A 26,079-nucleotide genomic window follows, 5' to 3' on the forward strand; every position below is an offset into this window, starting at 1 on the left:
CAAAGCAGCCCGAAGAGCGGCCTCAAGCCGGCAGCGGCATTGACCCATCCACCATCCATCAATCAATCAATCACTGGAGACAAACCATGAAACGACGCACCCTCCTGCAGGCAGCCCCTGCACTGATCTACGCCCCCGGCCTGGCTTTCGCCCAGACGGCTTACCCGGGCAAGCCGATCCGCTACATCGTTCCGGTGTCGGCGGGCGGCGGCAGCGACATGGTCGGGCGCACGCTGACCGAGCGCTGGGGCGCCCTGCTCAAGCAGTCGTTCATTGTTGACAACCAGGGCGGGGGCGGCGGCGTGATTGCCTGCCAGGCGACGGCGCGCGCCGCGCCCGACGGCTACACGCTGATGCAGGGCTATGTGGCGACGCACGGCACCAGCCCGGCCACGCGCAAGCTGCCCTACGACGCGGTCAAGGACTTCACTGCCATCGGCATGATCGGCGCCACGCCCAACGTGCTGGTGGTCAATGCCAGACTGCCGGTCAAGACCGTGAAGGAATTCGTCGAGTATGTAAAGAAGAATCCGGGCCGCGTCAGCTACGGCTCGGCCGGCCAGGGCTCGCTGACGCACCTGACCATGGAGCTGTTCAAGCAGCAGATCAATTCCTTCATGGTCCACATTCCCTACCGGGGCGTGGCGCCGGCCTTCACCGACCTGATCGGCGGGCAGACGCAGGCCATGTTTCCGGGCCTGGCGGCCGCCATCCCGCACATCCGCTCGGGCCGGGTGCGCCCGCTGGCCGTCACCGGCCTGAGCCGCCACCCGCAGTTCAAGGACTTGCCGACGCTGGACGAATCGGGCTTCAAGGGTTTTGATGCGCAGCAGTGGTATGGCGTGGTGGGGCCGGCCGGCATGCCCGCGCCCATCGTGAAGCAACTGAATGACTCCCTGGCCACCGTGCTCAGGGCGCCCGACCTGCGCGAGAAACTGTCGGTCGAGGCCATCGAGCCCATCGTGATGTCGCCCGAGGAATTCTCGGCCTTCATCAAGACCGACATCGCGCGCTGGACTAAGCTGGCGAAGGAGCGAAAGATCGAGCTGGACAGCTGAATTTCAAGCTAAAAATCCTCTTTGCGCAAATCCCTGTTGCATGAGTAGCTATATTTTTCATAGCAACTCAGCATTTTCATAATTCTTAACCTCTTTTTTGGAAAAACCACTTCATGGCCCGCAACACCCAGGTCGCCGCCGACCACCATGCCCCGCCCGTCACGCAAATCCTGGCTGAATTCGTCGCCAACCACCCCGGCTTCCTGGCCGGCGGCTGGAGCGACGCGGTGGACCACGAGGCGCACCGCACCTTCATGAACTGGCTGGGCTGCGCCGTCGGCGCCGCTCGCCACGAGGCGGCAGACGCGGCCGTCGCGGCCGTCATGTTCCTGCAGCCCGCGTCCCAGGCCACGCTGCCCGGCCGCGCGGAAAAGGTCGATATTGCCAGCGCGGCAATGATCAACGGCATCACGTCGCACACCTTCGACTTTGACGACACGCACCTCAAGACCATCATCCATCCGGCCGGGCCGGTGGCGTCGGCGCTGCTGGCGCTGGCCGAGCACACGGGCGCCAGCGGACGCGAACTGCTCGATGCGCTGGTGCTGGGCATCGACGTGGCCTGCCGCGTCGGCAATGCGATGTACCCCGACCACTATGACCGGGGCTGGCACATCACCGGCTCGACCGGAACGCTTGGCGCGGCAGCCGCCTGCGCCCGCCTGCTCAAACTCGACGCCGGCAGGACAGCCATGGCGCTGGGCATCGCGGCCTCGCAGCCGGTGGGCATGCGCGAGCAGTTCGGCACCATGACCAAGCCGTTTCATCCCGGCGCCGCCGCACGTGCGGGCCTGATGTCCGCCTTGCTGGCCGCCCAGGGCTACACCGCCAGCCCCAGGGCACTGGAAGCGCCGCGCGGCATGATGCAGACGGTTTCCACCAAGAACGACTGGCTGGAAATCACCGATGAACTGGGCAAGCGCTTTGAAATCTCGTTCAACAGCTACAAGCCCTTTGCCTGCGGCATCGTGATCCACCCGAGCATCGACGCCTGCGTGCAGCTGGGCCGCCGGGGCGTCACGCCCGAGCAGGTGGAAAGCATCGAGCTGAAGGTGCATTCGCTGGTGCTGGAACTGACCGGCAAGAAGGAGCCAGCCGACGGCCTGCAGGCCAAGTTCAGCGTCTACCACGGCTGCGCGGCGGGGCTGACGTTTGGCCGCGCGGCGGAAGACGAGTTTTCCGACGAGATCGTCAACCGCGCCGACATGGTCGCGCTGCGCCGCAAGGTGGTGGCGACGGTCGATGACTCGATCGACGAGGCCAGCGCCGATGTGACGGCGGTGCTCAAGGACGGCAGCCGCGTGCATGTGTTTGTCGAGCATGCCATCGGCTCGCTGCAAAACCCCATGACCGATGGCAATCTTGAAGCCAAATTCCATGGCCTGTCGGACCCGGTGCTGGGCGCGGCCCCTACCGCCGAGCTGATCAGCGTCTGCTGGCACCTGGCCGCTGCCCCCGACCTGCGCGCACTGGCCGCGATGGCGGTGCCGCAGGCATGAACGCGCTTGCGAATCCCTGCGCGCCCGGCGCGCGGCCCCGCATCGTCGTGGTGGGCGATGCCGAACAGGCGCTGCGGCGGCTGGTGGACTGGGCGCCCATCGAGGCGCTGGCCGACGTGACGCTGCATCACCAGCCGCTGAGCGGCCAGGCGCTGGTCGATGCGCTGAAAGACGCCGATGCCGTGGTGCTGGTGCGCGACCGCACGCCATTCGACGCTGAACTGCTGGCAGCGCTTCCCAAACTGCGCTACCTCGTCTTCACCGGCACGCGCAACACCACGCTCGACCTGGCCGCGCTGGCGGCGCGCCAGATTCCGGTCAGCCATACCGAATGGGGGCCGTCCAAGGACAGCACCTGCGAGATGACCTGGGCCCTGATCCTGGCCGCCACGCGCCAGCTGGAGACGCAGGCCGCGCTGCTGCGCCGGGGCCAGTGGCGCCCCGATGCCGCGCTACCGCTGGCCGGCGTGCTGCACGGGCAAACGCTCGGGCTGGTCGGCCTGGGCGAAATCGGCGGGCGCGTGGCCCGGGTGGGCCAGGCGCTGGGCATGAAGGTCATCGCCTGGAGCCCGCGCATGACGCCCGAGCGCGCCGCCGCGCACGGCGCCCTGGCCGTGCCGCTGGAGGAACTGCTGGCGACCTCAAAGGTTGTCAGCCTGCACCTGGTGCCGACCCCTGCCACGCGCCACCTGCTCGATGCGCCGCTTCTGGCCTTGATGCGGCCGGACAGTCTGCTGGTCAACACCTCGCGCTCGGCGCTGATCGACTCCAAGGCGCTGGCCAGCGCGCTTGAACAGGGACGGCCGGGTTACGCCGCGCTCGACGTGTTCGATGTCGAGCCGCTGCCGCAGGATTCGCCGCTGCGCCAGTTGCCCAACGCGCTGCTGACGCCGCACCTGGGTTTTGTCGCCGAGCCGGTGTTCGAGCGCTTTGCCTCGGGCGTGGGCGAATGCCTGGCGGCCTGGCTGGCAGGGCAGCCGCTGGTGCGCGTCATGGGCGAAAGCGCCAGCGCCGCCTGAGCGCTTTTTTGCTCCTGAATCAATAGCTGCTTGCGCATACCAGTCGTGCGCAAACGGCTTATTTGACGCATAAATGCAGTTTTCGTGCTGAAACGGATGCACTCGGGAAGTGGCGTCAAGCCTGAACTGCCAGCCGCTTCCCTACAGCCACGTCACCTCGGCCGCCAGCAGGTAGCCCGCGCCGTAGACCGTGCGAATGGTCGTGGGATGCTGGGCATCGGATTCGAGCTTGCGCCGCAGCCGGGAAACCCGCACATCGACGCTGCGGTCAAGCGCCGAGAGGTCGCGGTCGCCGCACAGCTGCTCGCGGTCCAGGATGCGGTTGGGCCGCTGCAAAAACTGCAACAGCATGCGCGACTCGCCAGCGCTCAGCGTCCATTCCTCGCCGCCCGGCGACGTCAGCAGGTTCGAGTCGGCGCGGAACCGCCAGCCGCCAAACTCGGCCATGTGCGAACGCGCGGGCGTTTGCGTTTGAGCGCCGGGCGCCTTGTCCCGGCGACGCAAAATGCTGCGCACGCGGGCCACCAGTTCACGCGGCTCAAAGGGCTTGACCACATAGTCGTCGGCGCCCAGCTCCAGGCCCATGACCCGGTCGCTGAGGTAGCCGCGCCCCGTCAGCACCATCACGCCGCAGTCATGGCGCGCCTGCAGCTCGCGCACCACGTCCATGCCGTCGGCGTCGGGCAAGCCCAGGTCAACGATGCACAGGTCGGGCACCCGCACCAGCAGCAGGCGGTGCAGTTCCGCCGCCGTGTGGCATTCGACGGTCTCGAAACCGAACTCGCGCAGCGTGCTGCCGACCAGCCGGCAGATGTCCGGGTCGTCGTCCAGCAGGTAGATGCAGCGCGGCCCCTCCGGCTGGCGAAACATGCCGGCCGTCATGCGCCCAGGCGGTCAAGCGCCTGCTGCAGTTCGGTGGCGGTGAACGGCTTTTTCAGCAGCGAAACCCCGGCAGGCGCGCCGCCGGCTCCAGGTGCGGCATCGCCGTCGGCGTAACCGCTGATCAGCAGGGCCTTCACATGCGGCGCGCGCTGGCTCGCCGCACTGCACAGCGCCCGGCCATCCATGCCGCCAGGCATCACCAGGTCCGACACCAGGATGCCCACGGTGGGCACGCTGGCCAGCAGTTGCAGGGCATCGGCCGCATGGTCGGCCTCGATCACCGGATAGCCCAGGCCGACCAGCTGCAGCCGGATCACCCGGCGCACGTCGGGGTCGTCCTCGACGAGCAGCACCAGCGGGCGCTGCGCGCCGTGCCGGCTGGCCAGCGCCTGCGGACCCGGCAGCGTTTCGGCTTCGAGCTCTTCGTCGTCGGTGCAGGGCAGCACCAGCGTGACCACGCAGCCTTCGCCCAGCGCGCTCTGGATGCAGATGCCGCCGCCCGACTGCTTGGCAAAGCCATACACCATCGACAGCCCCAGGCCGCTGCCCGAGCCGAAACGCTTGGTGGTGAAAAAAGGCTCGGAGGCGCGCGCCTGCGTGGCCGCGTCCATGCCGATGCCGGTGTCGGACACGCTCAGCGCCACGTAGCAGCCCGGCGCCACGTCGAAATCGGCCGCCTGCGCCGCGCCAAGCACCGTGCGCGCGGCCTGGATCGTCAGCTGGCCGCCCTCGGGCATGGCGTCGCGCGCGTTCAGCGCCAGATTCAGCAAGGCGTTTTCGAGCTGCTGGGCGTCGGTCATCGCATGGACCGGCTCGTCCACCGGCGAGGCCGTCACCGTGATAGAGGCCGGCAGGGTGCGCTTGAGCAGCAGCAGTGTTTCGTTCACCAGGTCGGCCATGTTCACCGAGCGCAGCGACAGCGGCTGCTTGCGTGCAAAGGCCAGCAGCCGCTTGATCAGCGAGGCGCCCCGGCGCGAGGCCTTCAGTGCTGGCGCCACGTATTCGCCAATGTCCGGATCGTTGGGATAGCGGTCCTGCAGGGTGACCAGGTTGCCGATCACGACCGTCAGCAGGTTGTTGAAGTCATGCGCCAGGCCGCCGGTGAGCTGCCCGACGGCTTCCATCTTCTGCGCATGCACCAGCGCCGCCTGGGTGTTCTTCAGGTCGGTGATGTTGACCGACAGCACGAAGCAGCCGGCCACCCCGCCCTGGGCGTCGAGTTCGGGCACCAGTTCGCTGCGCGCATACACCAGTCGTCCGCCAGGGCGGCGCATGGCGTATTCGTAGCTGACGCGCTCGCCCTTGAGCGCCCGATGCACATGGCGCGAAATATCGGTGTAGACCTCGTCGCCGACCACGTCGCGGATGGGCCGGCCCACCACGCCCTCGCGGACCGTGCCGAACCAGTCGGCGTAGCCCTTGTTGGCATAGCGGTAGATTTCCTGGTGGTCAAAATAGCCGATCAGCGCCGGCACGGTGTCGGTGATCAGGCGCAGGTTTTCCTCGCTGCGGCGCAGGGCCTCGGTGATGCGCTGGTTGGCGTCGTCGGCGACGATCAGGCGCCGGTTGGTCGCCTGCAGTTCATGCGTGCGCTCGGCCACCCGGCGCTCCAGCTCGGCGTTCTGCTGCTCGATCTGCTGCTCATGGCGCCGGCTGGCGGTGATGTCGGTGTACAGCGTGACAAAGCCGTTGTGCGGCAGGGGCTCGCCGCGCACCGCCAGGATCTGCCCGTCGGGTCGGTCGCGCTCGGTGTAGTGCGGCGTGAAATGCCGCGCCAGGCGCATGCGCTCGGCCACCAGTTGCTCGACATCGCCCGGCCCGTATTCGCCGCGCTCGGCGTTGTAGCGCATGAAGGACTCGAAGGTCGCGCCGACAAACGCCATGTTTTCGGGGAAATCGAGCAGGCGCAAGAAAGCCTTGTTCCAGGCGACGATGCGCAGGTTGCCGTCGATCACCGTCAACCCCTGGTCAAGCCGGTCCAGCCCGGCCTGGAGCAGCTCGTGCCGGTAGTGGATTTGCTGGGGATCGGGGGAAACGTGTGATGGCATGAAAGGCAGGCTCCGGCGGATTGGCCCATTCTAGGGCGCTGCCGCGCTGGCCGGAAGGCCGCAATCATTCGATACATTTGCCCTGAAATTGCGCAACAGTCGAATGCCATCATCGAATCCACCTCTTCACAGAGGATGCACTTCACGCCTGCTGATGGCGCCAAAACCAGGAGACTGCCGACATGCCCACGACCGCCTATGACAATGGACTCGAACGCAACAGCGCGAACTACACCGCGCTGTCCCCCATCAGTTTCCTGGAGCGCTCGGCACGCGTCTACCCTGACCGCGAATCGCTGATTCACGGCGACACGCGTTTTACCTGGGCGCAGACCTATGCGCGCTGCCGCCGCCAGGCCAGCGCGCTGGCGCGGCGCGGCGTCGGTGTGGGCGACACCGTCGCGGCCATGCTGCCGAACACGCCGCCGATGTTCGAGGCGCATTTCGGCGTTCCGATGCTGGGAGCGGTGCTCAACACCCTGAACACCCGGTTAGACGCCGAAGCGCTGGCCTTCATGCTCGACCACGGCGAAGCCAAGGTGCTGCTGACCGACCGCGAATTCTCACCCCTGATCGAGCGGGCGCTCAACCTGATGCGCCAGCCCCGCCCGCTGGTCATCGACGTCGATGACCCGATGCACGAAGGCGGCACGCTGCTGGGCGAAATGGACTACGAGGCCTTCCTGCAGACCGGCGACGAAGCCTACGAATGGTCGCTGCCCTCCGACGAATGGAACGCGATTGCGCTGAACTACACCAGCGGCACCACCGGCAACCCCAAAGGCGTGGTCACGCACCACCGGGGCGCCTACCTGAACGCCGTGTCCAACGTGGTGACCTGGGAAATGCCGCGCCATTCGGTATATTTGTGGACGCTGCCGATGTTCCATTGCAACGGCTGGTGCTTTCCCTGGACGCTGGCGCTGCAGGCGGGCGTCAGCGTGTGCCTGCGCAAGGTCGATCCGGCGCTGATCTTCTCGCTGGTCCGCGAACACCGCGTCACGCATTTGTGCGGCGCGCCGATTGTCTATGGCCTCCTGATCAATGCGCCGCAGGTGCTGCGCGCCGGCATCTCGCACCCGATTGCCGGCCTGATCGCCGGTGCGGCGCCGCCGGCCGCCATCATCGAAGGCTGCGAGCGCATCGGCATCGACATCACGCATGTCTATGGCCTGACCGAGGTCTACGGCCCGGCGGCCGTCTGCGCCAAGCAGGCCGGCTGGGACCAGTTGCCGATTGGCGAGCGCGCCGCGCTCAATGCGCGCCAGGGCGTGGCCTACCCGATGCAGCAGGCCATTGCCGTGCTGAACCCCGAAACCATGCAGCCGGTGCCCGCCGACGGCGAGACGATGGGCGAGATTTTCTTCCGGGGCAACCTGGTGATGAAGGGCTACCTGAAAAACCCGCAGGCCACGGCCGAAGCCTTTGCCGGCGGCTGGTTCCACACCGGCGACCTGGCGGTGGTGCATCCGGACGGCTACGTCAAGATCAAGGACCGCAGCAAGGACGTGATCATCTCCGGCGGCGAAAACATCTCCAGCCTGGAAGTCGAGGAAGTGCTGTACCGCCACCCGGCCGTGATGGTCGCCGCCGTGGTCGCCAAGCCCGACGACAAATGGGGCGAGGTGCCTTGCGCCTATATCGAACTGTGCGAGGGCGCCAGCGTGACCGAGGCCGAGATCATCGAGCATTGCCGCGCGCAGCTGGCGCGCTTCAAGGTGCCCAAGCAGGTCCTGTTCGGCACGCTGCCGAAAACCTCGACCGGAAAAATCCAGAAGTTCGTGCTCCGCGAGCAGATGCGCTCGGCGTCCGCCATGGAATGAACGGCGCACGCCCGGCGTAATGCCTTGAAGCCATCGGAGCCGCACCGGTGGTTACTCCTGAATTCATAGCTGGTTGCACACGACTGGCCTGCGCAACAGGCACTTTTACTTAAAAATCATGACTCCAGCAGAAATCCTGGCCCAGTTCGGCCCTAGAGAATCGATGGACTACGACGTGGTCGTGGTCGGCGGCGGCCCGGGCGGGCTGTCGGCGGCGATTCGCCTGAAGCAACTGGCGGCTGAAAAAGGCACGGAGCTGTCGGTGGTCGTGCTCGAAAAAGGCTCCGAGCCCGGCGCGCACATCCTGTCGGGCGCGGTCATGGACCCTAGAGCCCTCACCGAGCTGATCCCCGACTGGAAGGCGCTGGGCGCGCCCTTGACGCAGCCGGTCACGGCCGACGAAGTGCTGTTCCTGAGCGAGACCGGCGCGACCAAAACGCCGGCGTTCTTCGTGCCCGACTGCTTTCACAACGACGGCAACTTCGTCATCAGCCTGGGCAACGTCACGCGCTGGCTGGCGAGTCAAGCCGAAAGCCTGGGCGTGGAAATCTTTCCCGGCTTTGCCGCCGCCGAAGTGCTGTACAACGACGACGGCTCTGTCCGGGGCGTGGCCACGGGCAACCTGGGCGTGGGCAAGGACGGCGAGCCCACGGAGAACTTTCAATTGGGCATGGAACTGCTGGGTAAGTACACGGTGTTTGCCGAAGGCGCGCGCGGCCACCTGGGCCGCCAGCTCATCAGCCGCTTCAAGCTGGACGAAGGCCGCGACCCACAGGCCTACGCGCTGGGCGTGAAGGAACTCTGGGAAATCGACCCCGCCAAGCACCAGCCGGGACTGGTCGTTCACACCGCCGGCTGGCCGATGACGAGCGACACCTACGGCGGCGGCTTTTTGTACCACCTCGATGGCAACCAGGTCACGCTGGGCTTTGTCACCGGGCTGGACTACAGCAATCCCTACCTGAGCCCCTTCGAGGAAATGCAGCGCTGGAAGACGCACCCGGCGATCCGCAAATACCTGGAGGGCGGCAAGCGCATCGGCTACGGCGCGCGGGCACTGACCGCCGGCGGCGCCTTGAGCCTGCCAAAAACCGTGTTTCCCGGCGGCGCGCTGATCGGCTGCGAGGCGGGTTATCTGAACGCGGCGCGCATCAAGGGCAGCCACGCGGCGATCAAGACGGGCATGCTGGCGGCCGAGGCGGCGTACGAAGCCGTGACGGCAGGCCGGCACCATGATGAACTGGGCAGCTACCCCGAGGCGTACGCAGCGAGCTGGCTGGCCAAAGAGCTGAACCAGTCGCGCAACTTCAAGTCGTGGTTCAAGAAGGGCCTGTACGTGGGCGCGTTGATGACGGGCGTCGAGCACTGGCTGCTGCCGCGCATCGGCGTGAAGAGCCCGCCGTGGACGATCCACCGTCACAAGCCCGATTACGCGATGCTCAGGCCGGCATCGGAGTGCCAGCCCATCGTTTACCCCAAGCCGGACAACAAGCTGACCTTTGACCGCCTCACGTCGGTGTTCATCAGCAACACCAACCACGAGGAGCACCAGCCCGCGCACCTGACGCTCAAGGACGCCAGCGTGCCGGTCAGCATCAACCTGGCCCGGTTCGCCGGCCCCGAGAGCCGCTACTGCCCGGCCGGGGTGTACGAATACGTCAAGAACGCCGACAACACAGACCGCCTGCAGATCAACGCGCAGAACTGCGTTCACTGCAAGACCTGCGACATCAAGGACCCGACGCAAAACATCGTCTGGGTCACCCCAGAGGGCGGCGGCGGGCCGAACTACAGCGGCATGTAACGCCTCTTCGAAACATTCAACCCTTTAATCCACAACACGAGACACCGACATGAACGAACTGAACGGCTACGACATCGAAGACCTGAGCGTGGGCATGATGGCGGTATTTTCCAAGACCATCACTGAAGCCGACATCGTGCTGTTTGCCGGCGTGTCGGGCGACTGCAACGCCATCCACATCAACGAAGAGTACGCCGCCACGACCGCCTTCAAGGGCCGCATCGCCCACGGCTTCCTGTCGGCCAGCGTGATCTCGGCGGCGGTCGCCAACCGCCTGCCCGGCCCCGGCGCCATCTACATGGACCAGCACCTGAAGTTCCTGGCGCCGGTGCGGCCCGGCGACACCGTGCATGCCACCGTCAAGGTGCGCGAAGTCATCGCCGACCGTGGCCGCGTGGTGCTGCACACCACCTGCAGCGTCAAGGGCGTCGTGGTCATCGACGGCGAAGCGCTGGTCAAGGTCGATTCATCGGCCCGGCGCGCCACCAAGGCTGCCGCGCTGCTGGCCGCCCCGACCGCCGCCTGAATCCCGTTCAACACTCACACCAGAAAACACCCCATGAGCTACCAAGCCCCCCTGAAAGACATGCTGTTCGCCATGCAGGAACTCGCCGGCCTTCCCAAGGTCAGCGCCCTGCCCGGCTTTGAAGACTATGACCTGGACACCGCCCAGGCCGTGCTCGAAGAGTCCGCCAAGTTCTGCGAAAGCGTCGTCGCGCCGCTGAACTGGGAAGGCGACCAGAAGCCGAGCAGCTGGAAAGACGGCGTCGTCACCACCACGCCCGGCTTCAAGGACGCCTTCAGGCAGTTTGCCGAAGGCGGCTGGCAAGGCGTGATCCACCCGGCCGAGTTTGGCGGCCAGGGCCTGCCCAAGCTGATTGCCACGCCCTGCGCCGAGATGCTGCACGCCGCCAACATGTCGTTCGCGCTGTGCCCGATGCTGACCGATGGCGCCATCGAGGCGTTGCTGGTCGCGGGCAGCGATGAGCTCAAGCGCAAGTTCGCAGCCAGGCTTATCAGCGGCGAATGGACCGGAACGATGAACCTGACCGAGCCGCAGGCCGGAAGCGACCTGGCAGCGGTTCGCAGCCGCGCCGAGCCGCAGGAAGACGGCACCTACAAGGTCTTCGGCACCAAGATCTACATCACCTACGGCGAACACGACATGACCGGGAACATCGTTCACCTGGTGCTGGCCCGCGTGCCTGGCGCGCCCGAGGGCGTCAAGGGCATCAGCCTGTTCGTCGTGCCCAAGTTCATGGTCGGCGACGACGGCAGCCTGGGTGCGCGCAACGACGTGCATTGCGTCAGCATCGAGCACAAGCTCGGCATCAAGGCCAGCCCGACCGCCGTGCTGCAGTTCGGCGACCATGGCGGCGCGGTCGGCTACCTGATCGGCGAGGAAAACCGTGGCCTCGAATACATGTTCATCATGATGAACGCTGCCCGCTTTGCCGTGGGCATGCAGGGCATCGCGATTGCCGACCGCGCCTACCAAAAAGCCGTGCGCTTCGCGCATGACCGCGCCCAGAGCCGCGACCTGGCGGGATCAAGCGGCCCGGTCGCCATCATCCACCACCCCGATGTCAAGCGCATGCTGCTGACCATGCGCGCCCATGTCGAGGGCGCACGCGCCCTGGCCTACGTGGCCGCCGCCGCCAGCGACGCGGCCCACCACGCGGTCAGTGAACCCATCCGGGCACACAACCAGGCGCTGTACGAATACCTGGTTCCCGTCATCAAGGGGTTTTCGACCGAGATGTCCATCGACATGGCCAGCCTGGGCATTCAGGTCCACGGCGGCATGGGTTACATCGAGGAAACCGGCGCCGCCCAGTACCTGCGCGATGCCCGCATCCTGACCATCTACGAAGGCACCACCGCCATCCAGGCCAACGACCTCGTCGGCCGCAAGACGCTGCGCGACAAGGGCGCCGTGGCCAGGTCGCTGTGCGACCAGATCGCCGCCACCGAACAAGACCTGGCTGCACATGAAAACGACGACTGCAGCGCCATGCTTGACGCCTTGCGCCAGGGCCGCCTGGCGCTTGAAAAGACCATCGACTTCATCGTCGCCAATGGCAGGAGCGAGCCGAAAACGGTCTACGCCGGCGCGGTGAACTACCTGAAACTGGCCGGCGTGGTGCTGTGCGGCTGGCAGATGGCTAGAGCCCTGATGGTCGCCCTGGACAAGATGGACAGCGACCCGGCGTTTTTTACCGCCAAGCTGGTCACCGCCCGCTTCTACGCCGAATCGGTGCTGACGCAGGCACCCGGACTGGCCCAAGGTATCTGCCTGGCCGGCCCGACCACCAACCGCATGTCGGTTGAGCTGTTCTGAACGGCAGGCTGCGCTACCCCGGTTTTCTGCAAGAAATTGAATTGTTTTTTTAATGGAGGATGAAACATGAGCTCTGAAATGTATGCCCGGATTCGAACGAATCCGAAATTCAAGGAACTGGTCAGCAAGCGCGAGCGGCTGGCCTGGACACTCACCGGCATCGTCCTGGTGCTGTTTTTCGGGCTGTTCCTGACGGTGGCCTTCAACCCGTCGGTGCTGGCGATCCGGCTGGGCGACAGTTTTGTCACCACCGGCCTGGTGATTGGCCTTTTCGAATTCGTCCTGTTCTGGGTGTTGACGGCGTATTACGTGATCCGCGCCAATTCGGAATTTGACGCGCTGACCGAAGCGCTGCTGCGCGAATCCATGAAAGCAAAAAAATGAACAAAATACTTGCAAAACTGGCCGCCGGCCTGCTGGCCCTGGGCGCCACCGGCGCGGCGATGGCTGCCGGCGCTGTGGAAATCACGCAAAAGCAGCCGCTCAACGTCCCGGCGATCATCATGTTCGCCGTCTTTGTCGGCATGACGCTGGGCATCACCTACTGGGCGGCCAGCCGCACCAAGACCGCGTCGGACTTCTACACCGCAGGCGGCGGCATCACCGGCTTTCAAAATGGCCTGGCCATGGCTGGCGACTACATGTCGGCAGCCACCCTGCTCGGCCTGACCGCGCTGGTGTTCACCAACGGCTACGACGGCTACCTGTTCATGATTGCCTTCTTTGTCGGCTGGCCCGTCATCCTGTTTTTGATGGCAGAACGCCTTCGCAACCTGGGCAAGTTCACCTTCGCCGACATCACCTCCTACCGGCTGGACCAGGGCAAGGTCCGCACCATGGCGGCCATCGGCTCGCTGACGGTGGTGTGCTTTTACCTGATCGTGCAGATGGTCGGTGCTGGCCAGCTGATCAAGCTGCTGTTCGGCCTGGACTACCACATTGCCGTGATCGTGGTGGGCTGCCTGATGGTCGTTTACGTGACCTTCGGCGGCATGGTCGCCACCACCTGGGTGCAGATCATCAAGGCTTGTTTGCTGCTGTTCGGCGGCACGGTCATCACGGTGCTGGCGTTCTCGCAGTTCGGCTTCAGCTTCAACACGCTGGCCGCGAAAGCCATCGAAGTCCACAAGCTCAAGGACATGCTGTTCGCCCCCGGCAAGCTGCTGCAGGACCCGGTCAATGCGATTTCGCTGGCGCTCGGCCTGATGTTCGGCCTGGCCGGCCTGCCGCACATCCTGATGCGCTTTTTCACCGTCAACAACGCCAAGGAAGCACGCAAGTCGGTGCTGTACGCAGCCGGATTCGTCGGCTTCTTCTTCAACGTCATCCTGCTGATGGGCCTGTGCGCCATCGTCATCGTCGGCACCAACCCCGATTTCTTCGAGGGCGGCACGGTGGGCGGCAAGATCATCGGCGGCGGCAACATGGTGGCAATGCACCTGGCCAAGGCCGTGGGCGGCGACCTGCTGCTCGGCTTCCTGGCGGCGGTGGCTTTCGCGACAATTCTGGCTGTGGTGTCGGGCCTGGCACTGGCCGGCGCGTCGGCCATCTCGCACGACCTGTATGCCCGCGTGATCAAAAAAGGCAATGTGTCCGAAGCGCAGGAAATCAAGGTTTCCAAAATGGCATCTTTCGGCATCGGCCTGATCGCCGTGGTGCTGGGCATTGCCTTTGAAAAGCAGAACGTGGCCTTCATGGCGGCGCTGGCCTTCGGCATCGCAGCGGCGGGCAACTTCCCGGTGCTGTTCCTGTCGATGTACTGGAAAGACCTGACCACGCGCGGCGCATTGGCAGCCGGTTACGGTGGCTTGATTGCTGCGGTGGTGCTGGTGGTGCTGTCCAAATCCGTCTGGGTGACGGTGTTCGGCTACGCCACAGCGATCTTCCCGTACGACCAGCCGGCCCTGTTCGCCATGCCGCTGGCCTTCCTGCTGGGTTACGTGTTCTCCATCACCGACAAGAGCCCGCGCGCCGCCAAGGAACGCGAGGCGTATTCGGACCAGTGGGTTCGCGCCCAGACCGGCTTTGGCGCCGATGGCGCGGTCAGCCACTGACAGGCCGCTGAGCAAATGAAAAAAGCCCCGAAGTTCGGGGCTTTTTTTTGTGCGTCACGCGTCTATTGGCACGGATTCACCGCTGGCTGCAAGCCCCTGCCAGGCAAAGCGCGACGGTTCGGGAAGTTATCTCATCCATTGCTGTAGTTCGTCCTACTGCCCTGGCTTGCGGCAACCTACTTGCAATGTACGGTTGAGCAAGCGATAGTTGCATGCAGACGGCAATGAAAGGAAGACATGAAGAAGCTGAAAACAACGATGATCCTGGCTGCCCTGTTTTTGTCCGGCTGCGCCGCGCCGCCCCCGCCCATGCCCCCCACGACCGCCGACGTTTCAAATCCAGACCCATCGACCCGCAAAGCGGCACTGGACGCGCAGGCACGGGGACTCCGCACAAAAATCGTTGAACGCAAGCAGAAAATCACGGTTTTCGAGGTCATGCTCACCGACGTAGAGCGCAGGGCGGCAAGGGCTCAAATCGACCTGTCCTACCTTCCCAACACCAACATCGAGTCGGAAGTTGCCACGCCACGCGCCGACAGCGATCGACTTTCTGTCGCGGTCAGGCCTTCTCCTGTTGCCGCATCCGCTGCAAAACAGTCCGTTGCAAAACCATTCGTAAAAAAACGCTCAGTGAGAAAGCCGCCAGTGAAAAAGAAAAGAATACGGCGGCAATGATCTCCAGTTTCTGCCCTGCTGTTGGCAGGGGGTTCTTGAAGGTCTGAACCGTGCTCCCAAGTCAACTCCCGCCACGGTACAGGTCCGACTGCACAAGAAAAAAGCCCCGAGCAGATGAACTACTCGGGGCTGTAATTGGCGGAGAGGGTGGGATTCGAACCCACGGTACCTTGCGGTACGCCTGATTTCGAGTCAGGTACATTCGGCCACTCTGCCACCTCTCCAGTGTGTGGTGGCCGCAATTCTAGCAGGCTGGATGGCCGTTTCCGGCCTGGCTCAGGCCTCGGGCACTGAAAGAGTCGCCATGCCGCCCATGTAAGGCTGCAGCACCGCCGGAATATCGACGCCGCCGTCGGCTCGCTGGTAGTTTTCCAGCACCGCCACCAGCGTGCGGCCCACGGCCAGGCCCGAGCCGTTCAGGGTATGCACGAACTCGTTCTTGCCTTGCGCGTTCTTGAAGCGGGCTTGCAGGCGGCGCGCCTGGAAGGCTTCGCAGTTGGACACCGAACTGATCTCGCGGTAGGTGCTTTGCGCCGGCAGCCACACTTCCAGGTCATAGGTCTTGCTGGCGCCAAAGCCCATGTCGCCGGTACACAGCAGCATGACGCGGTAAGGCAGGCCGAGCTTTTGCAGGATCGCCTCGGCATGGCCGGTCATGGCTTCGAGCGCTTCGTAGCTTTTCTCGGGATGGACGATCTGCACCATCTCGACCTTGTCGAACTGGTGCTGGCGAATCATGCCGCGCGTGTCACGCCCGTAGCTGCCAGCCTCGGAGCGAAAGCACGGCGTGTGGGCAGTGAACATCAGCGGCAATTGCGACTCTGGCAGGACTTCGCCGCGCACCAGATTGGTCAGCGGCACTTCGGACGTGGGGATCAGGTACAGCGCGGCATTCTCGGCCTGGCCTTCCTGGCCGCCTTTTTTGGCGGCGAACAGGTCTTCCTCGAACTTGGGCAACTGGCCTGTGCCGCGCAGCGAGTCGCTGTTGACGATGTAGGGCACATAGCATTCGGTGTAGCCATGCTCGGCCGTTTGCACGTCGAGCATGAACTGCGACAGCGCGCGGTGCAGTCGCGCCAGCGGGCCTTTCATCACGGTGAAGCGCGAGCCGGTCAGCTTGGTGCCCGCCTCGAAGTCCAGTCCCAGCGGCTGGCCGACATCGACATGGTCTTTAGGCTCGAAGCTCAAGGCGGCGGGCTCGCCCCCCAGGCCTTCGAACGGGCTCCACTTGCGCACCTCGACATTGCCCGCCTCGCCCGCGCCCAGCGGCACGCTGTCGTGCGGCAGATTCGGCACGGCCAGAAGCAGCGCCTGCATCTCCAGCTGGATCTGGTCCAGCCGGGCAGCGGAGGTTTCGAGTTCGGCCTTGGAGGCGGTGACCATCGCCATCACGGCGCTGGCGTCTTCGCCTTTGGACTTGAGCTGGCCAATCTGTTTGGACAGGGTGCCGCGCTGGCCTTGCAGTTCCTCGGTCCTGATCTGCACGGCCTTGCGTTCGGCCTCCAGCGTCTGGAAGTCCTCGACGTTGAGGAAAGCTTGGGGATGCTTGCGGGTTTCCAGGCGGGCGACGGCCGAGGGCAGGTCTTTACGGAGCAGGTTGATGTCTAGCATGGAGTCGATTGTATTTTGTGCCACAACGGGCAGGAATGGGGCGGCGGGTTCAGCTCAGGCTGGCCGGATCGACATTGGCGCCGCAAAGGACCAGGCAGACGTTTTCGTCCGCACGCGGCATATAGCGTCGGCTGTGCAATGCGGCCAGCGGCAAGGCGGCGGCGGGCTCGACGGCCAGCTTGAGTTCGTTCCAGAGCCACAGCTGCGCGGTGCGTATCGACTCGTCAGTGAGCAGCAGCGCCTCGCGCACCTGCGCCTGCGTCACCTCCCAGGCCAGGCTGCCGATACGCCGGGCGCCCAAAGAATCGGCCGCGATGCCGCCGACCTCGACATCCACCGGCTCACCGGCTTCACGCGCCCGGAACAAAGCGGGCGCGCGCTCGGGCTCCAGCGCCACCACGCGGCTGCGCTGCCCGAACCAGCTGGCCACGCCGCCAATCAGGCCACCGCCACCCACGCTGACCAGCACCGAACCGGGCAGGCCGCCCTGCTGTTCGATTTCCAGCGCCATCGTGCCGGCGCCGACCAGCACTTCGGGCTGGTCGTAGGCATGGGTCAGCAGCGCTCCGGTTTCCTGCTGGCGCGCCAGGCAGGCGTGCAGCGCATCGGCATAGGCTGCGCCGCCGACCACCACGCGCGCGCCCAGCGCGGCAAGCCGGGCACGCTTGGCCGGGCTGGAGATTTCGGGAACGAAGACTTCGCAGGGCACGCCCAGCTCCTTGGCGGCGGCGGCCGTGGCAATGCCCGCGTTGCCGCCCGACGCCACGATCACGCCGCTGCCTGGAATCGGGTTGGACAGCAGGCGGTTGAGCATGCCGCGCGCCTTGAAGCTGCCTCCGGTCTGCAGATGCTCCAGCTTGAGCCACACTTCGGCGCAGTCCACGCCCAGCGCCCGGCCGGGCAGCTTCCACAGCGGAGTTTGATGAATAAAGTGGCTGTAGCGCTCGTAGAATATGCGTTTACAGCTCTCTATTTGATAGCGATCAATGGCCATCGGCGTTCAGTTCAACTGGTGGAGCTGGCTGCCGCCGAGTTCCAGCTGATGGCCCTGCGCGTCGAGCTTGAGCCCCTTGGGCAGGGGGAACTTGATGGTTTCCTCGACCCCGTCCATCTTGCGGATCGACACGGCGCCCAGCGACTTGATGCGATCAATGACCTGCTTGACCAAAATTTCAGGAGCCGACGCGCCCGCCGTCAGGCCGACGCGGCCCTTGCCGTCGAACCAGGCTTCCTGCAGCTCGCTCGCGTCATCAACCATGTAGGCCTCGGTGCCCAGCTTGGCGGCCAGTTCGCGCAGGCGGTTGCTGTTCGAGCTGGTCGGGCTGCCGACGACGATCAGGATGTCAACCTGCGGGCTGAGCACCTTGACCGCGTCCTGCCGGTTTTGCGTGGCGTAGCAGATGTCCTGCTGCTTGGGCTTGCGCACCTGCGGAAACCGCGCGACGATGGCCGCGCTGATCTCGGCCGCGTCGTCCACGCTGAGCGTGGTCTGCGTGACCACCGCCAGGCGCTCGGTCTGCAGCGGCGAGATGCGCGCCACGTCGGCCACGTCCTCGACCAGGTGGATGCCGCTGTCGAGCTGGCCCATGGTGCCTTCGACCTCGGGGTGGCCCTTGTGGCCGATCATGATGAACTCGTAGCCTTCCTTGTTGAGCTTGGCCACCTCGACATGCACCTTGGTCACCAGCGGGCAGGTGGCGTCGAAGATCTGGAAACCGCGCGCCCTGGCCTCTTCCTGCACGGCCCGGCTGACGCCGTGGGCGCTGAACACCAGCGTGGCGCCGGGCGGCACGTCGGACAGCTCTTCAATAAAAATCGCGCCCTTGACCTTCAGGTCGTTGACCACGTAGGTGTTGTGCACGATCTCGTGGCGGACATAGATCGGCGCGCCGAACTTGGCCAGCGCCCGCTCGACGATCTCGATGGCCCGGTCCACCCCGGCGCAAAAGCCGCGCGGCTCGGCCAGCAGGATTTCTTCAAGTTGCGGATTGGACATGCTCACAGCACTCCTATGATCTGCACTTCAAACTCCACCGGCTGGCCGGCCAGCGGATGGTTGAAGTCGAATTGCACTGCCGCGTCGTCGCCGTCATTGACCTGCTGCACGGCGCCGGCGTACTGGCCCATGCCGTCGGGCGTGGGGAACTGCACCACATCGCCCGCGCTGTAGCGCTCATCGGGGTCGCCCAGGTCATTGAGCAGCTTGCGCGCCACCCATTGCACCAGTTCGGGGTTGCGCTCGCCGAATGCCTCGCCGGCGGCCAGTTGAAAGGTGGTGCGCGTGCCCTCTGGCAGGCCGAGCAGGCGCTGCTCGATGGCTGGCGACAACTCGCCATTGCCCAGGCTCAACGTGGCCGGCTTGCCCTCGAAGGTGTTGATGATGCTCGCGCCGCCTGGCGCGGCCATGCGGTAATGCAGCGTCAGGAAAGAGCCTGGCTCGACCACGAGGGGGGGAGCGAACACGGTTGGGGATTGCACAGTGGAGGACATAAGACTTTCGGGCCAGCCAGGATCGGCCGGCAACATGGACTGAACTGGCCCTATTGTAGAAAGCCAGGCTTGCGCGGGTTGGCGGGTACGCCTTTTCATGTTTTTTACCGGGGGTTCATGGCCATGGGTCGCCCTGCCCTGCGGCATACTCAAGTTACTTTTACTTGCAAACTCTCCACCACGCACACCTTCATGCTCCTCAAAGACCTGCCCGCAGACGCCCGTCCGCGCGAAAAACTGCTGGCTCGCGGCCCTGCGGCGCTCAGCGATGCCGAATTGCTGGCGCTGCTGCTGCGCACCGGCCTGCCCGGCAAGAATGCGCTGCAGATGGGCCAGGAACTGCTCGACAACTTTGGCGGCGTGGCCGGGCTGCTGCACACCGGAGCCGAAGCGCTCAAATCCATCAAGGGGCTGGGGCCAGCCAAGCGCGCCGAGATCGTCGCCGTGCTGGAACTGGCGCGGCGTGCGCTGGCCGAGGAGCTGAAGGAAAAAGCGCTGTTCAGCACACCGCAGGCGGTGCGCGACTACCTGCAACTGCAGCTGGGCAGCCGGCCGCACGAGATTTTCGCCGTGCTGTTCCTCAACAGCCAGAACAGGCTGATTGCGCTGGAAGAGCTGTTTCGCGGCACCTTGACGCAAACCAGCGTCTACCCGCGCGAGGTGGTCATACGCGCGCTGGCGCTGAACGCCGCCAGCGTGGTGCTGGCGCACAACCACCCCAGCGGCGCGGCGGAGCCTTCGCGAGCGGACGAGATGCTGACGCATACCCTGAAAACCGCGCTGGCGCTGGTCGATGTGCGGGTGCTCGACCATTTCGTGGTGACGGCTTCGCAGTCGGTCTCGATGGCCGAACGAGGACTGCTTTAGGATCAGGGCTTGCGGCATTTCCGCCGCCCATTTTCATTGCCATCATGATTGCGCCCTCATCCCCACGCCATAAAAGCCTGCTGATCCGGGACTTCAAAGACCTCATGCCGGTTCGCCGCGAAATCGAACTGCGCGTCCGCCAGGAAGCCGAGCGGCAGGCCGAACTCCGGGCTGCCGCAGCGCTGGTCCGGGCCGAACAGGAGTTGTTTTCACGCGCCGTCGGGCGCGTGATGGCGCTGGCGCCGCAACACCGGCCAGGCCACAAGGCCAGCCTGGAACGGGCGCGGCCGGCGCCTGTGGCCGAGCAGCGCCAGCGCGACGAGCTGGCCGTGATGCAAGAAGCCCTGTCCGACGGGTTCGATGTGGAAAGCCTGTTAGATACCGACGAGGCCCTGAGCTTTCGGCGTCCCGGCATCGGCGTCGATGTGGTGCGCAAGCTGCGCCGGGGCAACTGGAGCATCCAGCGCCAACTCGACCTGCACGGCTTTCGGCGCGAGGATGCGCGCAACGCGCTGGGCGCCTTCATCCGCGAAGCCAACAAGGCCGGCCTGCGCTGCGTTCGCGTGGTGCATGGCAAGGGCCTGGGATCGCCGGGGAAGATGCCGGTGCTCAAGGGCCGGGTGCAAAGCTGGCTGATCCAGAAGCAGGAAGTGCTGGCCTTCGTGCAGGCGCGCCCCGCCGAGGGCGGCGCCGGGGCGCTGGTGGTGCTGCTGGCGTAAGGCTGAAGGGGCGAAGGGGCCGGACGCCTGAGCCTTACCGCTATTGTTTCAATAGCTGCAGATACCCGTTCTTAAAGTGCAAGAAGCACTTTCAAACAAAAAAATGGTCTGCATTCCTGATGCTTGAGTGATTGCAGATCGCCAGCGCGCGCATGACCGCTGCCGTGCGCGTTTCCACGCCCAGCTTTACATAGATGTGCTCCAGATGCTTTTGCACGGTGCGTGGGCTGATCGACAGCAGCGCCGCAATCTCGGCATCCGTCTTGCCGCAGGCCAGCCAGTGCATCACCTCGGCCTCGCGTTGCGTCAGGCCCGGCGGACTGAGGTCGGGTGGCATGGGCATGCGCGGCAGCGGCGTCTCCTCCCCCTCGTTCAGCGCGACGGCGGCCCGTGCATGGCGTGCATGGCGGTAAAGGAAGGCAAGATGCGGGCGCAGCAACTCCAGCCGTTCGCGGTCGCGCTCGTCAAAATCAAGGCCGCGCCGGTTCAGCACGACGCTCACCAGCGTTCGGCGGTCGCTGAACAGCGGTACGACGATGGCGTACTCAAGCCCGATGCGCCGGTAGTAGCCGCCAAACAGGGCGCTGCGCTGAAAGTCGTGCCGTCTGACCAGATCCGAGATGCGGCGCGTCAGCAATCCGCCTTCAAAGCCGTGGTGGCGAACCAGCGGGTGCTCGAAAAAATGCCGGTCAAAGCATTCCATCTCGTCGGTGCCCAGCCGCCCACCGGGCAAGCCCACCACCTCGCGCTGGCCGGTGGTCAGGTCACAGACCGAGAGCGTCGTCAACTCGGAGGCCACGAAGCCGTTCAGCGCCTGCACCACCGCCTGCGCAAAGCCGCGCACGCTATCCGCCTGCGCCTCGACCCGCTCAAGCACCTGCAACGCGCTGGCGAAGTCGTTTCGGGTGAGGTGGTTCATGGCGCTGCTCCAATGGGTCATGCATACGCATTGCTGCGTATTGGCAACTTGCTTTTGCGATTTCAGGATGGCGTTAGGAGTGGTTCTTTGCGATTCAACAATTCAGTATAGGAAGCACTTCATGCCGGTGCAAGCCCGGCCACAAGGTTGGGCGTGCGCAAGGCAACCGACCTGAATGGCCAGTCGCTCGTTCAGCGCTCGTGAGCGACGCGACTGGGGGATGTATGCAACTCCCGTTCCCGAGTCCCAACCTTGGACAGCTTGCTCGCTGTACTTGGCGGTGTCGGTGTGGCGGCCAAGCGAAAGCCCATGAGGAGCCAGGCGCCGCGCTGAAAACGTGGCGGCAATCTACGGAGCGGCCGGCGCCAGCGCATAGCGGAGCGGCCGGTCGATTCCTTTCCATGTCAGGACCGGGTCCAAGTTGGATGACGTGACGATCGCGTCCACCAGCGATCTGACGCGCTGGCGCGTTCCGTCGGTGTCGCTGCCCAGCAATTGCTCGAACGCTGCGCCATCCTTGCGTTCGAGGCTCTGGTCGTACGCCACGAGCAACGAGGTCGCGCTGCGAATGCCGTGGGCACGCAATGCATCACGCGCGGACACCTGCTTCGCGTCCCCGGCGACCGGCCCGATCTGCACGTACAACATCGCCTGGTCAACCCAGTCGATGATGCGGCCACGCGCGATGCGTGTATTGAGCATCAGGTCGGACAGGTCGGCGGTTGCCATATTGGCGATATTCTCGATGTCCTCTTCCTCGAAGCGGCTTTCGTGCCACACGGTGAGACCGTCCAGATCGCTCAACGGCAACTGGCTGCTCAGGCTGGGCAGCGCCACCTCGGCCAATGTGACCTTGCTCAGAACCTTGCGCACGAACTGCCACGCGACCTGCGGAAACACGCCGAGCACGAAACCGATGACGTTCAGGGTCTCCGTGGGTTTCGCCAGCACTTCGGCCGACACTGCCGAAAGCACTTGCGCGCACTCGACCACCACCCAGGTACCGATCACCGCGAGCACGATCCGGATGCTGATCGACACGTAGGCGCTGGCGCGCAGATCCCGCCGCACATACCGCCGGAACAGTGCCTGCAAGGCAAAGAAATACGCCCCGAGGAAAGCAAAACCCACCGGCCCGGCAGAGGGGTTCAACGACGTGCGCAGGCTATCGGACATTGCATTGGCGGTATTGGCGAGCCCTGTCGTGCTGACGACGCAGGTGAAATTGGGCGGGATCGGCGGCAGGACCATCAACCAGCCGAGCGCGATCAATACGGTGGCGACGATGACCGGCACCGCTGTGGCCAGGTTAAACACCTCGGTGAATCCGACCGTGGAGCGGCGATTCATCGGCCGTTCGGCGACGTTGCGGGCGGCCGGATCGAAGCCGCGCAATAGCGTGTCAATGAATTCTTCGCGAAACTCGACCCCGATCGGTCCGTATACGGCTTCGAAGCGCTGCAGATAGGTCTCGACCCGCAGCCGTGGGCCGAGCAACAATTCATACGGCGCGTTGTCGCCTCTCTCGCAGTGGAGCTTAAGCCGGTCGGGCTGCGTGAGGCCGAGGCGATCCAAAATGGCGATGTATTCATTAAGCAGGCTGTCCTTGCGCGTCACGATGAACAGGTAGTACATCGTCGCCGGGAGCAGCAAGACCACCGCGAGAAACACGCCCCGGATGGCAACCACGCGAAGGCAGTCGGGCAACAGCACAATACCGGTGACCAGCAACACCAGGACCGGCAGGCCGACAAACACGATCAGTCCAGTACGCGCTTCCAGCGTCAGCAGCTTGAGCTTGGCGTTGATGGCAGAAAATTTAAGCACCAGCAGACTCACGACAATCGCCAGGCCGGCGGCCCACCAGTAACTGCGCAGGAAGGCCTGCCCCCAATCCGTGTTCCACGCGAAGATGGCGCCGATGAAGGCCCAGATCATCAGTCCGAAAAACACGGACAACTCGTGAGAATCGTCAACCTGCCGCAGTTCGCCAGGCTTGCTTTCGTCTTCAGCCATCAAGATTTCCCTGGAACGGATATTGATAGGAAATTCAACCGAATCACTTCAAGTATGGAACCTTGGCGCCATCATGAAGAACGCAGTTTTGGGCGCCGTCAGGCCAAGTTTTCCCGGTCCGCCGTCAAAATCCACCCACTCGACACAGCCGGCTGGTTTGCCACTCACGGGCGCAGACCTACCCCGCAGCGAGCACACAGTCACTCGGCCACCAACTGATCCCGTCTGTGCCTCGACTCGCGCAAGCACCCGCAACGCGTCGGCGCAGTCGCTTCGGGGTGAGGTGGTTCATGGCGCTGCTCCAATGGGTCATGCATACGCATTGCTGCGTATTGGCAACTTGTCTTGGCGACTTCAGGATGTCTTCAGGAGTGGTCCTTTGCGATTCAACAATTCAGTATAGGAATCACTTCATGCCGGTGCAAGCCCGGCGGGACGGGAGAAACACATGGCCACCTGGATGATCGTCGAGTCCTTTGGCAACGACCGGTTTGAAAACAAGCTGAACCCGGTGGGCTGGGCGTTCTATTCAGCCTCTACTTTGATCTGCATTCCTGAAAGGAGTCATCATGTCACGCCAATACATTGATTGCCGCGAATTTCCGAGCACCATGAACTGCAGCGTCGCGCTGTCGGCCGACAACGACAAGGAACTGCTTGAGGCTGCCGTGCAGCATGCGGTTGCCGTGCATGGCCACACCGATTCGCCGGAACTGCGCAAGCAACTGACATCCATGTTCAAGCCAGGCACGCCGCCGCTGAATGTGGCGAATGCCAAGGCCCAGACGGCCAGCGCCTGATCGGCTACCGTCAAAAAACGATGCCGCCCGGTGGATTCAGGGTTGAAGGCGGAAGTGGTGCCAAATTGCTATTCATTTAATAGCTGCTTGCGCTTATCTCTATTGCGCAAAAGGCATTTTTTGTGCTGAAAAAGCAATGAAACCCGGAAAACCGCCGGCGTTCACTCGCCCCGGTTGCGCATCCAGTCCGCCGTCTGGAAAAACGAGGCGTTCAGCCGGGCGCGCAGAGCTTCATCGACGCCGGTTTCAATCATTGCCTGGTTCATGCAGGCCAGCCACTGGTCGCGCTCCCGGATGCCGATGCTGCTGCCGCCGGTGTGTTGCGGCATGTGGCGCTGGCGCAGGCGCGGGTGGCCGAAGCGCTCGGTGTAGTGCTGCGGCCCGCCCAGCCAGCCGCACAGGAACCAGAACAGGCGCTCTCTGGCATTGTCCAGCGTGCCGCCGTGCGCGGCGCGCAGCGCGGTGTAGGCGGTCTCCAGGTCCATCAGGTCGTAGAAGCGCTCGACCAGCGCCTTGACGCGCTCCTCGCCGCCGATCCAGGCGAACGGGGTTTCAAACGGCGACGCTTCGGCGAGTTTTTCTTCAGTATGCATGGGATGATTTTATAAACCCGCCAGCCGCCCTCCTCGCGCAGGCGGGAATCCACGGAGGAAGCACAGCGCGTGGGACTGGATTCCCGCCTGCGCGCATAAGCGCTAACTTAATATACGGGTCATTGCAGATATCAGAGATAATGCAGGCATGGTTTTTCACACCGAACAAGCGGACTCTTCAACACGGCAAGAGCAAAGCGTGCCGTCAAAGCTGGCTGACGAAGACTGGGCGGCGATAGAGCGCCTGCTGCCCGAGCATTGGCAAGCCAAGGCGCGTGAGCTGCACGCGCTCAGGCGCACGCGAGGCGTCGCGGATGCAGCAGCGCTGCTGCGCGTCATGCTCATTCACATTGCTCAGGGCTGCGGCTTGCGGGAGACTGCGCAGCGGGCACGCCTGGGCGGGATCGCCGCGCTCAGCGATGTTGCTGTTTTGAAGCGCCTGCGTCACTGCGCGAGCTGGTTTGAATGGATGGGCAGCCAGCTACGCCAGCAGTGGATGCCGGCCGCGCTCAAGGCGAGCCAGGCCTTGCGGCCCTGTTGGGGCAACTACTGCATCCGCCTGGTCGATGGCACCATGGTCAGCGAGCCTGGCGCGAGCGGCTCCAAGTGGCGCTTGCACTACTCCGTGCAGTGGCCTAGCCTGCGCGCCGACGAGGTCATTGTCAGCACCAGCAAAGAGGGAGAGACGCTGCGCCGCTTTACGGTTCTGCCTGGAGAGGTACTGGTCGCAGACCGGGGTTTTGCCAACCCGCCGGGCGTGGCCCATGTCCACGATGCGGGAGGCGCCGTGGTGGTGCGTACCAATTTGGTCACCTTGCCGCTAAAAACCGCGCAAGGCCAGCCGCTGGGGATTCTTGA

Annotated in this window: 23 protein-coding genes, 1 tRNA gene and 1 pseudogene; 15 read left to right on the forward strand and 10 right to left on the reverse strand. The window is 64.5% G+C overall.

Annotated elements, in window-relative coordinates; translation table 11 throughout:
* The first annotated feature begins 86 nt into the window (after window positions 1-86).
* The 3 genes from EC86_RS0111280 (at window position 87) to EC86_RS0111290 (ending at window position 3,576) form a co-directional block, all read left to right on the forward strand.
* Entirely contained in the window at window positions 87-1,058 is a 972-nt protein-coding gene (locus EC86_RS0111280) for a Bug family tripartite tricarboxylate transporter substrate binding protein (protein ID WP_029525732.1), read from the forward strand.
* Between the two features lie 113 nt (window positions 1,059-1,171).
* Window positions 1,172-2,557: an MmgE/PrpD family protein gene (locus EC86_RS0111285; RefSeq protein ID WP_029525733.1), complete on the forward strand. Its 1,386-nt coding sequence runs from the start codon at window positions 1,172-1,174 to the stop codon at window positions 2,555-2,557.
* A complete protein-coding gene (locus EC86_RS0111290; RefSeq protein ID WP_029525734.1) occupies window positions 2,554-3,576 on the forward strand; it encodes a D-2-hydroxyacid dehydrogenase family protein in 1,023 nt (340 codons plus the stop codon). Before EC86_RS0111285 ends, EC86_RS0111290 begins: the two co-directional genes overlap by 4 nt.
* A gap of 141 nt (window positions 3,577-3,717) precedes the next feature.
* Here the strand turns inward: EC86_RS0111290 and EC86_RS0111295 are convergent, their stop codons facing one another.
* The gene (locus EC86_RS0111295; RefSeq protein ID WP_084181291.1) at window positions 3,718-4,458 is read right to left on the reverse strand and encodes a response regulator transcription factor; all 741 of its coding nucleotides are present in this window, start codon (window positions 4,456-4,458) and stop codon (window positions 3,718-3,720) included.
* Window positions 4,455-6,506, reverse strand: coding sequence for a PAS-domain containing protein (locus tag EC86_RS0111300; protein WP_029525736.1), 2,052 nt, complete (start codon window positions 6,504-6,506; stop codon window positions 4,455-4,457). Before EC86_RS0111300 ends, EC86_RS0111295 begins: the two co-directional genes overlap by 4 nt.
* Window positions 6,507-6,688: 182 nt before the next feature.
* On the opposite strand from EC86_RS0111300, the gene EC86_RS0111305 reads away from it, so the two are divergent.
* From EC86_RS0111305 to EC86_RS0111335, 7 genes are all read left to right on the forward strand, one after another.
* Entirely contained in the window at window positions 6,689-8,329 is a 1,641-nt protein-coding gene (locus EC86_RS0111305; RefSeq protein WP_029525737.1) for an acyl-CoA synthetase, read from the forward strand.
* A gap of 118 nt (window positions 8,330-8,447) precedes the next feature.
* Window positions 8,448-10,133 (forward strand): electron transfer flavoprotein-ubiquinone oxidoreductase, encoded by a 1,686-nt coding sequence (locus EC86_RS0111310; RefSeq protein ID WP_029525738.1) that lies wholly within the window; start codon window positions 8,448-8,450, stop codon window positions 10,131-10,133.
* A 49-nt stretch (window positions 10,134-10,182) separates the two neighbouring features.
* A complete protein-coding gene (locus EC86_RS0111315; RefSeq protein WP_029525739.1) occupies window positions 10,183-10,659 on the forward strand; it encodes a MaoC family dehydratase in 477 nt (158 codons plus the stop codon).
* Window positions 10,660-10,692: 33 nt separating this feature from the next.
* Window positions 10,693-12,474: an acyl-CoA dehydrogenase gene (locus tag EC86_RS0111320; protein WP_029525740.1), complete on the forward strand. Its 1,782-nt coding sequence runs from the start codon at window positions 10,693-10,695 to the stop codon at window positions 12,472-12,474.
* 66 nt (window positions 12,475-12,540) lie between these two features.
* Window positions 12,541-12,858 (forward strand): DUF485 domain-containing protein, encoded by a 318-nt coding sequence (locus tag EC86_RS0111325; RefSeq protein WP_029525741.1) that lies wholly within the window; start codon window positions 12,541-12,543, stop codon window positions 12,856-12,858.
* The gene (locus EC86_RS0111330; protein ID WP_029525742.1) at window positions 12,855-14,528 is read left to right on the forward strand and encodes a cation acetate symporter; all 1,674 of its coding nucleotides are present in this window, start codon (window positions 12,855-12,857) and stop codon (window positions 14,526-14,528) included. The genes EC86_RS0111325 and EC86_RS0111330 overlap by 4 nt, the downstream gene beginning before the upstream one ends.
* A 237-nt stretch (window positions 14,529-14,765) precedes the next feature.
* Window positions 14,766-15,206 carry a hypothetical protein gene (locus EC86_RS0111335; RefSeq protein ID WP_029525743.1) on the forward strand — a complete coding sequence of 147 codons (441 nt, stop codon included), beginning with the start codon at window positions 14,766-14,768 and terminating at the stop codon, window positions 15,204-15,206.
* Window positions 15,207-15,342: 136 nt separating this feature from the next.
* Here the strand turns inward: EC86_RS0111335 and EC86_RS0111340 are convergent.
* From EC86_RS0111340 to EC86_RS0111360, 5 genes are all read right to left on the reverse strand, one after another.
* A tRNA-Ser gene (locus EC86_RS0111340) sits at window positions 15,343-15,430 on the reverse strand.
* A 52-nt stretch (window positions 15,431-15,482) separates the two neighbouring features.
* Window positions 15,483-16,817: a serine--tRNA ligase gene (gene serS / locus EC86_RS0111345; RefSeq protein WP_029525744.1), complete on the reverse strand. Its 1,335-nt coding sequence runs from the start codon at window positions 16,815-16,817 to the stop codon at window positions 15,483-15,485.
* Window positions 16,818-16,866: 49 nt separating this feature from the next.
* Window positions 16,867-17,811, reverse strand: a complete 945-nt coding sequence (locus EC86_RS0111350) for a threonine/serine dehydratase (RefSeq protein WP_029525745.1) — start codon at window positions 17,809-17,811, stop codon at window positions 16,867-16,869.
* 6 nt (window positions 17,812-17,817) lie between these two features.
* Window positions 17,818-18,813, reverse strand: a complete 996-nt coding sequence (gene ispH / locus EC86_RS0111355; protein WP_036772131.1) for a 4-hydroxy-3-methylbut-2-enyl diphosphate reductase — start codon at window positions 18,811-18,813, stop codon at window positions 17,818-17,820.
* 2 nt (window positions 18,814-18,815) lie between these two features.
* Complete coding sequence (locus tag EC86_RS0111360; RefSeq protein ID WP_029525747.1) at window positions 18,816-19,307, reverse strand: FKBP-type peptidyl-prolyl cis-trans isomerase; 492 nt, start codon at window positions 19,305-19,307, stop codon at window positions 18,816-18,818.
* A 192-nt stretch (window positions 19,308-19,499) separates the two neighbouring features.
* On the opposite strand from EC86_RS0111360, the gene radC reads away from it, so the two are divergent.
* Complete coding sequence (radC, locus tag EC86_RS0111365) at window positions 19,500-20,174, forward strand: RadC family protein (protein ID WP_029525748.1); 675 nt, start codon at window positions 19,500-19,502, stop codon at window positions 20,172-20,174.
* A 44-nt stretch (window positions 20,175-20,218) separates the two neighbouring features.
* On the forward strand, window positions 20,219-20,893 hold the full coding sequence (locus tag EC86_RS0111370) for a Smr/MutS family protein (RefSeq protein ID WP_029525749.1): 675 nt from the start codon (window positions 20,219-20,221) through the stop codon (window positions 20,891-20,893).
* A 91-nt stretch (window positions 20,894-20,984) separates the two neighbouring features.
* On the opposite strand, the gene EC86_RS29900 is transcribed toward EC86_RS0111370, so the two are convergent.
* Window positions 20,985-21,812 (reverse strand): helix-turn-helix transcriptional regulator, encoded by an 828-nt coding sequence (locus EC86_RS29900; protein WP_232229864.1) that lies wholly within the window; start codon window positions 21,810-21,812, stop codon window positions 20,985-20,987.
* A 348-nt stretch (window positions 21,813-22,160) separates the two neighbouring features.
* Complete coding sequence (locus tag EC86_RS0111380) at window positions 22,161-23,828, reverse strand: hypothetical protein (RefSeq protein ID WP_029525751.1); 1,668 nt, start codon at window positions 23,826-23,828, stop codon at window positions 22,161-22,163.
* 448 nt (window positions 23,829-24,276) lie between these two features.
* Between EC86_RS0111380 and EC86_RS28800 the strand changes: the two genes are divergently transcribed.
* Together EC86_RS28800 and EC86_RS0111385 are read left to right on the forward strand one after the other, a co-directional pair.
* On the forward strand, window positions 24,277-24,417 hold the full coding sequence (locus tag EC86_RS28800) for a hypothetical protein (protein ID WP_156955303.1): 141 nt from the start codon (window positions 24,277-24,279) through the stop codon (window positions 24,415-24,417).
* Window positions 24,398-24,628 (forward strand): DUF1059 domain-containing protein, encoded by a 231-nt coding sequence (locus EC86_RS0111385; protein ID WP_029525752.1) that lies wholly within the window; start codon window positions 24,398-24,400, stop codon window positions 24,626-24,628. The genes EC86_RS28800 and EC86_RS0111385 overlap by 20 nt, the downstream gene beginning before the upstream one ends.
* 161 nt (window positions 24,629-24,789) lie before the next feature.
* Here EC86_RS0111385 and EC86_RS0111390 read toward each other — a convergent pair whose 3' ends face one another.
* Window positions 24,790-25,221 carry a group II truncated hemoglobin gene (locus EC86_RS0111390; protein ID WP_029525753.1) on the reverse strand — a complete coding sequence of 144 codons (432 nt, stop codon included), beginning with the start codon at window positions 25,219-25,221 and terminating at the stop codon, window positions 24,790-24,792.
* A gap of 199 nt (window positions 25,222-25,420) precedes the next feature.
* On the opposite strand from EC86_RS0111390, the pseudogene EC86_RS29470 reads away from it, so the two are divergent.
* A pseudogene (locus EC86_RS29470) lies at window positions 25,421-26,079 on the forward strand (hypothetical protein); the annotation flags it as partial.

This window comes from Polaromonas glacialis, assembly GCF_000709345.1.
Lineage (GTDB): Bacteria > Pseudomonadota > Gammaproteobacteria > Burkholderiales > Burkholderiaceae_C > Polaromonas > Polaromonas glacialis.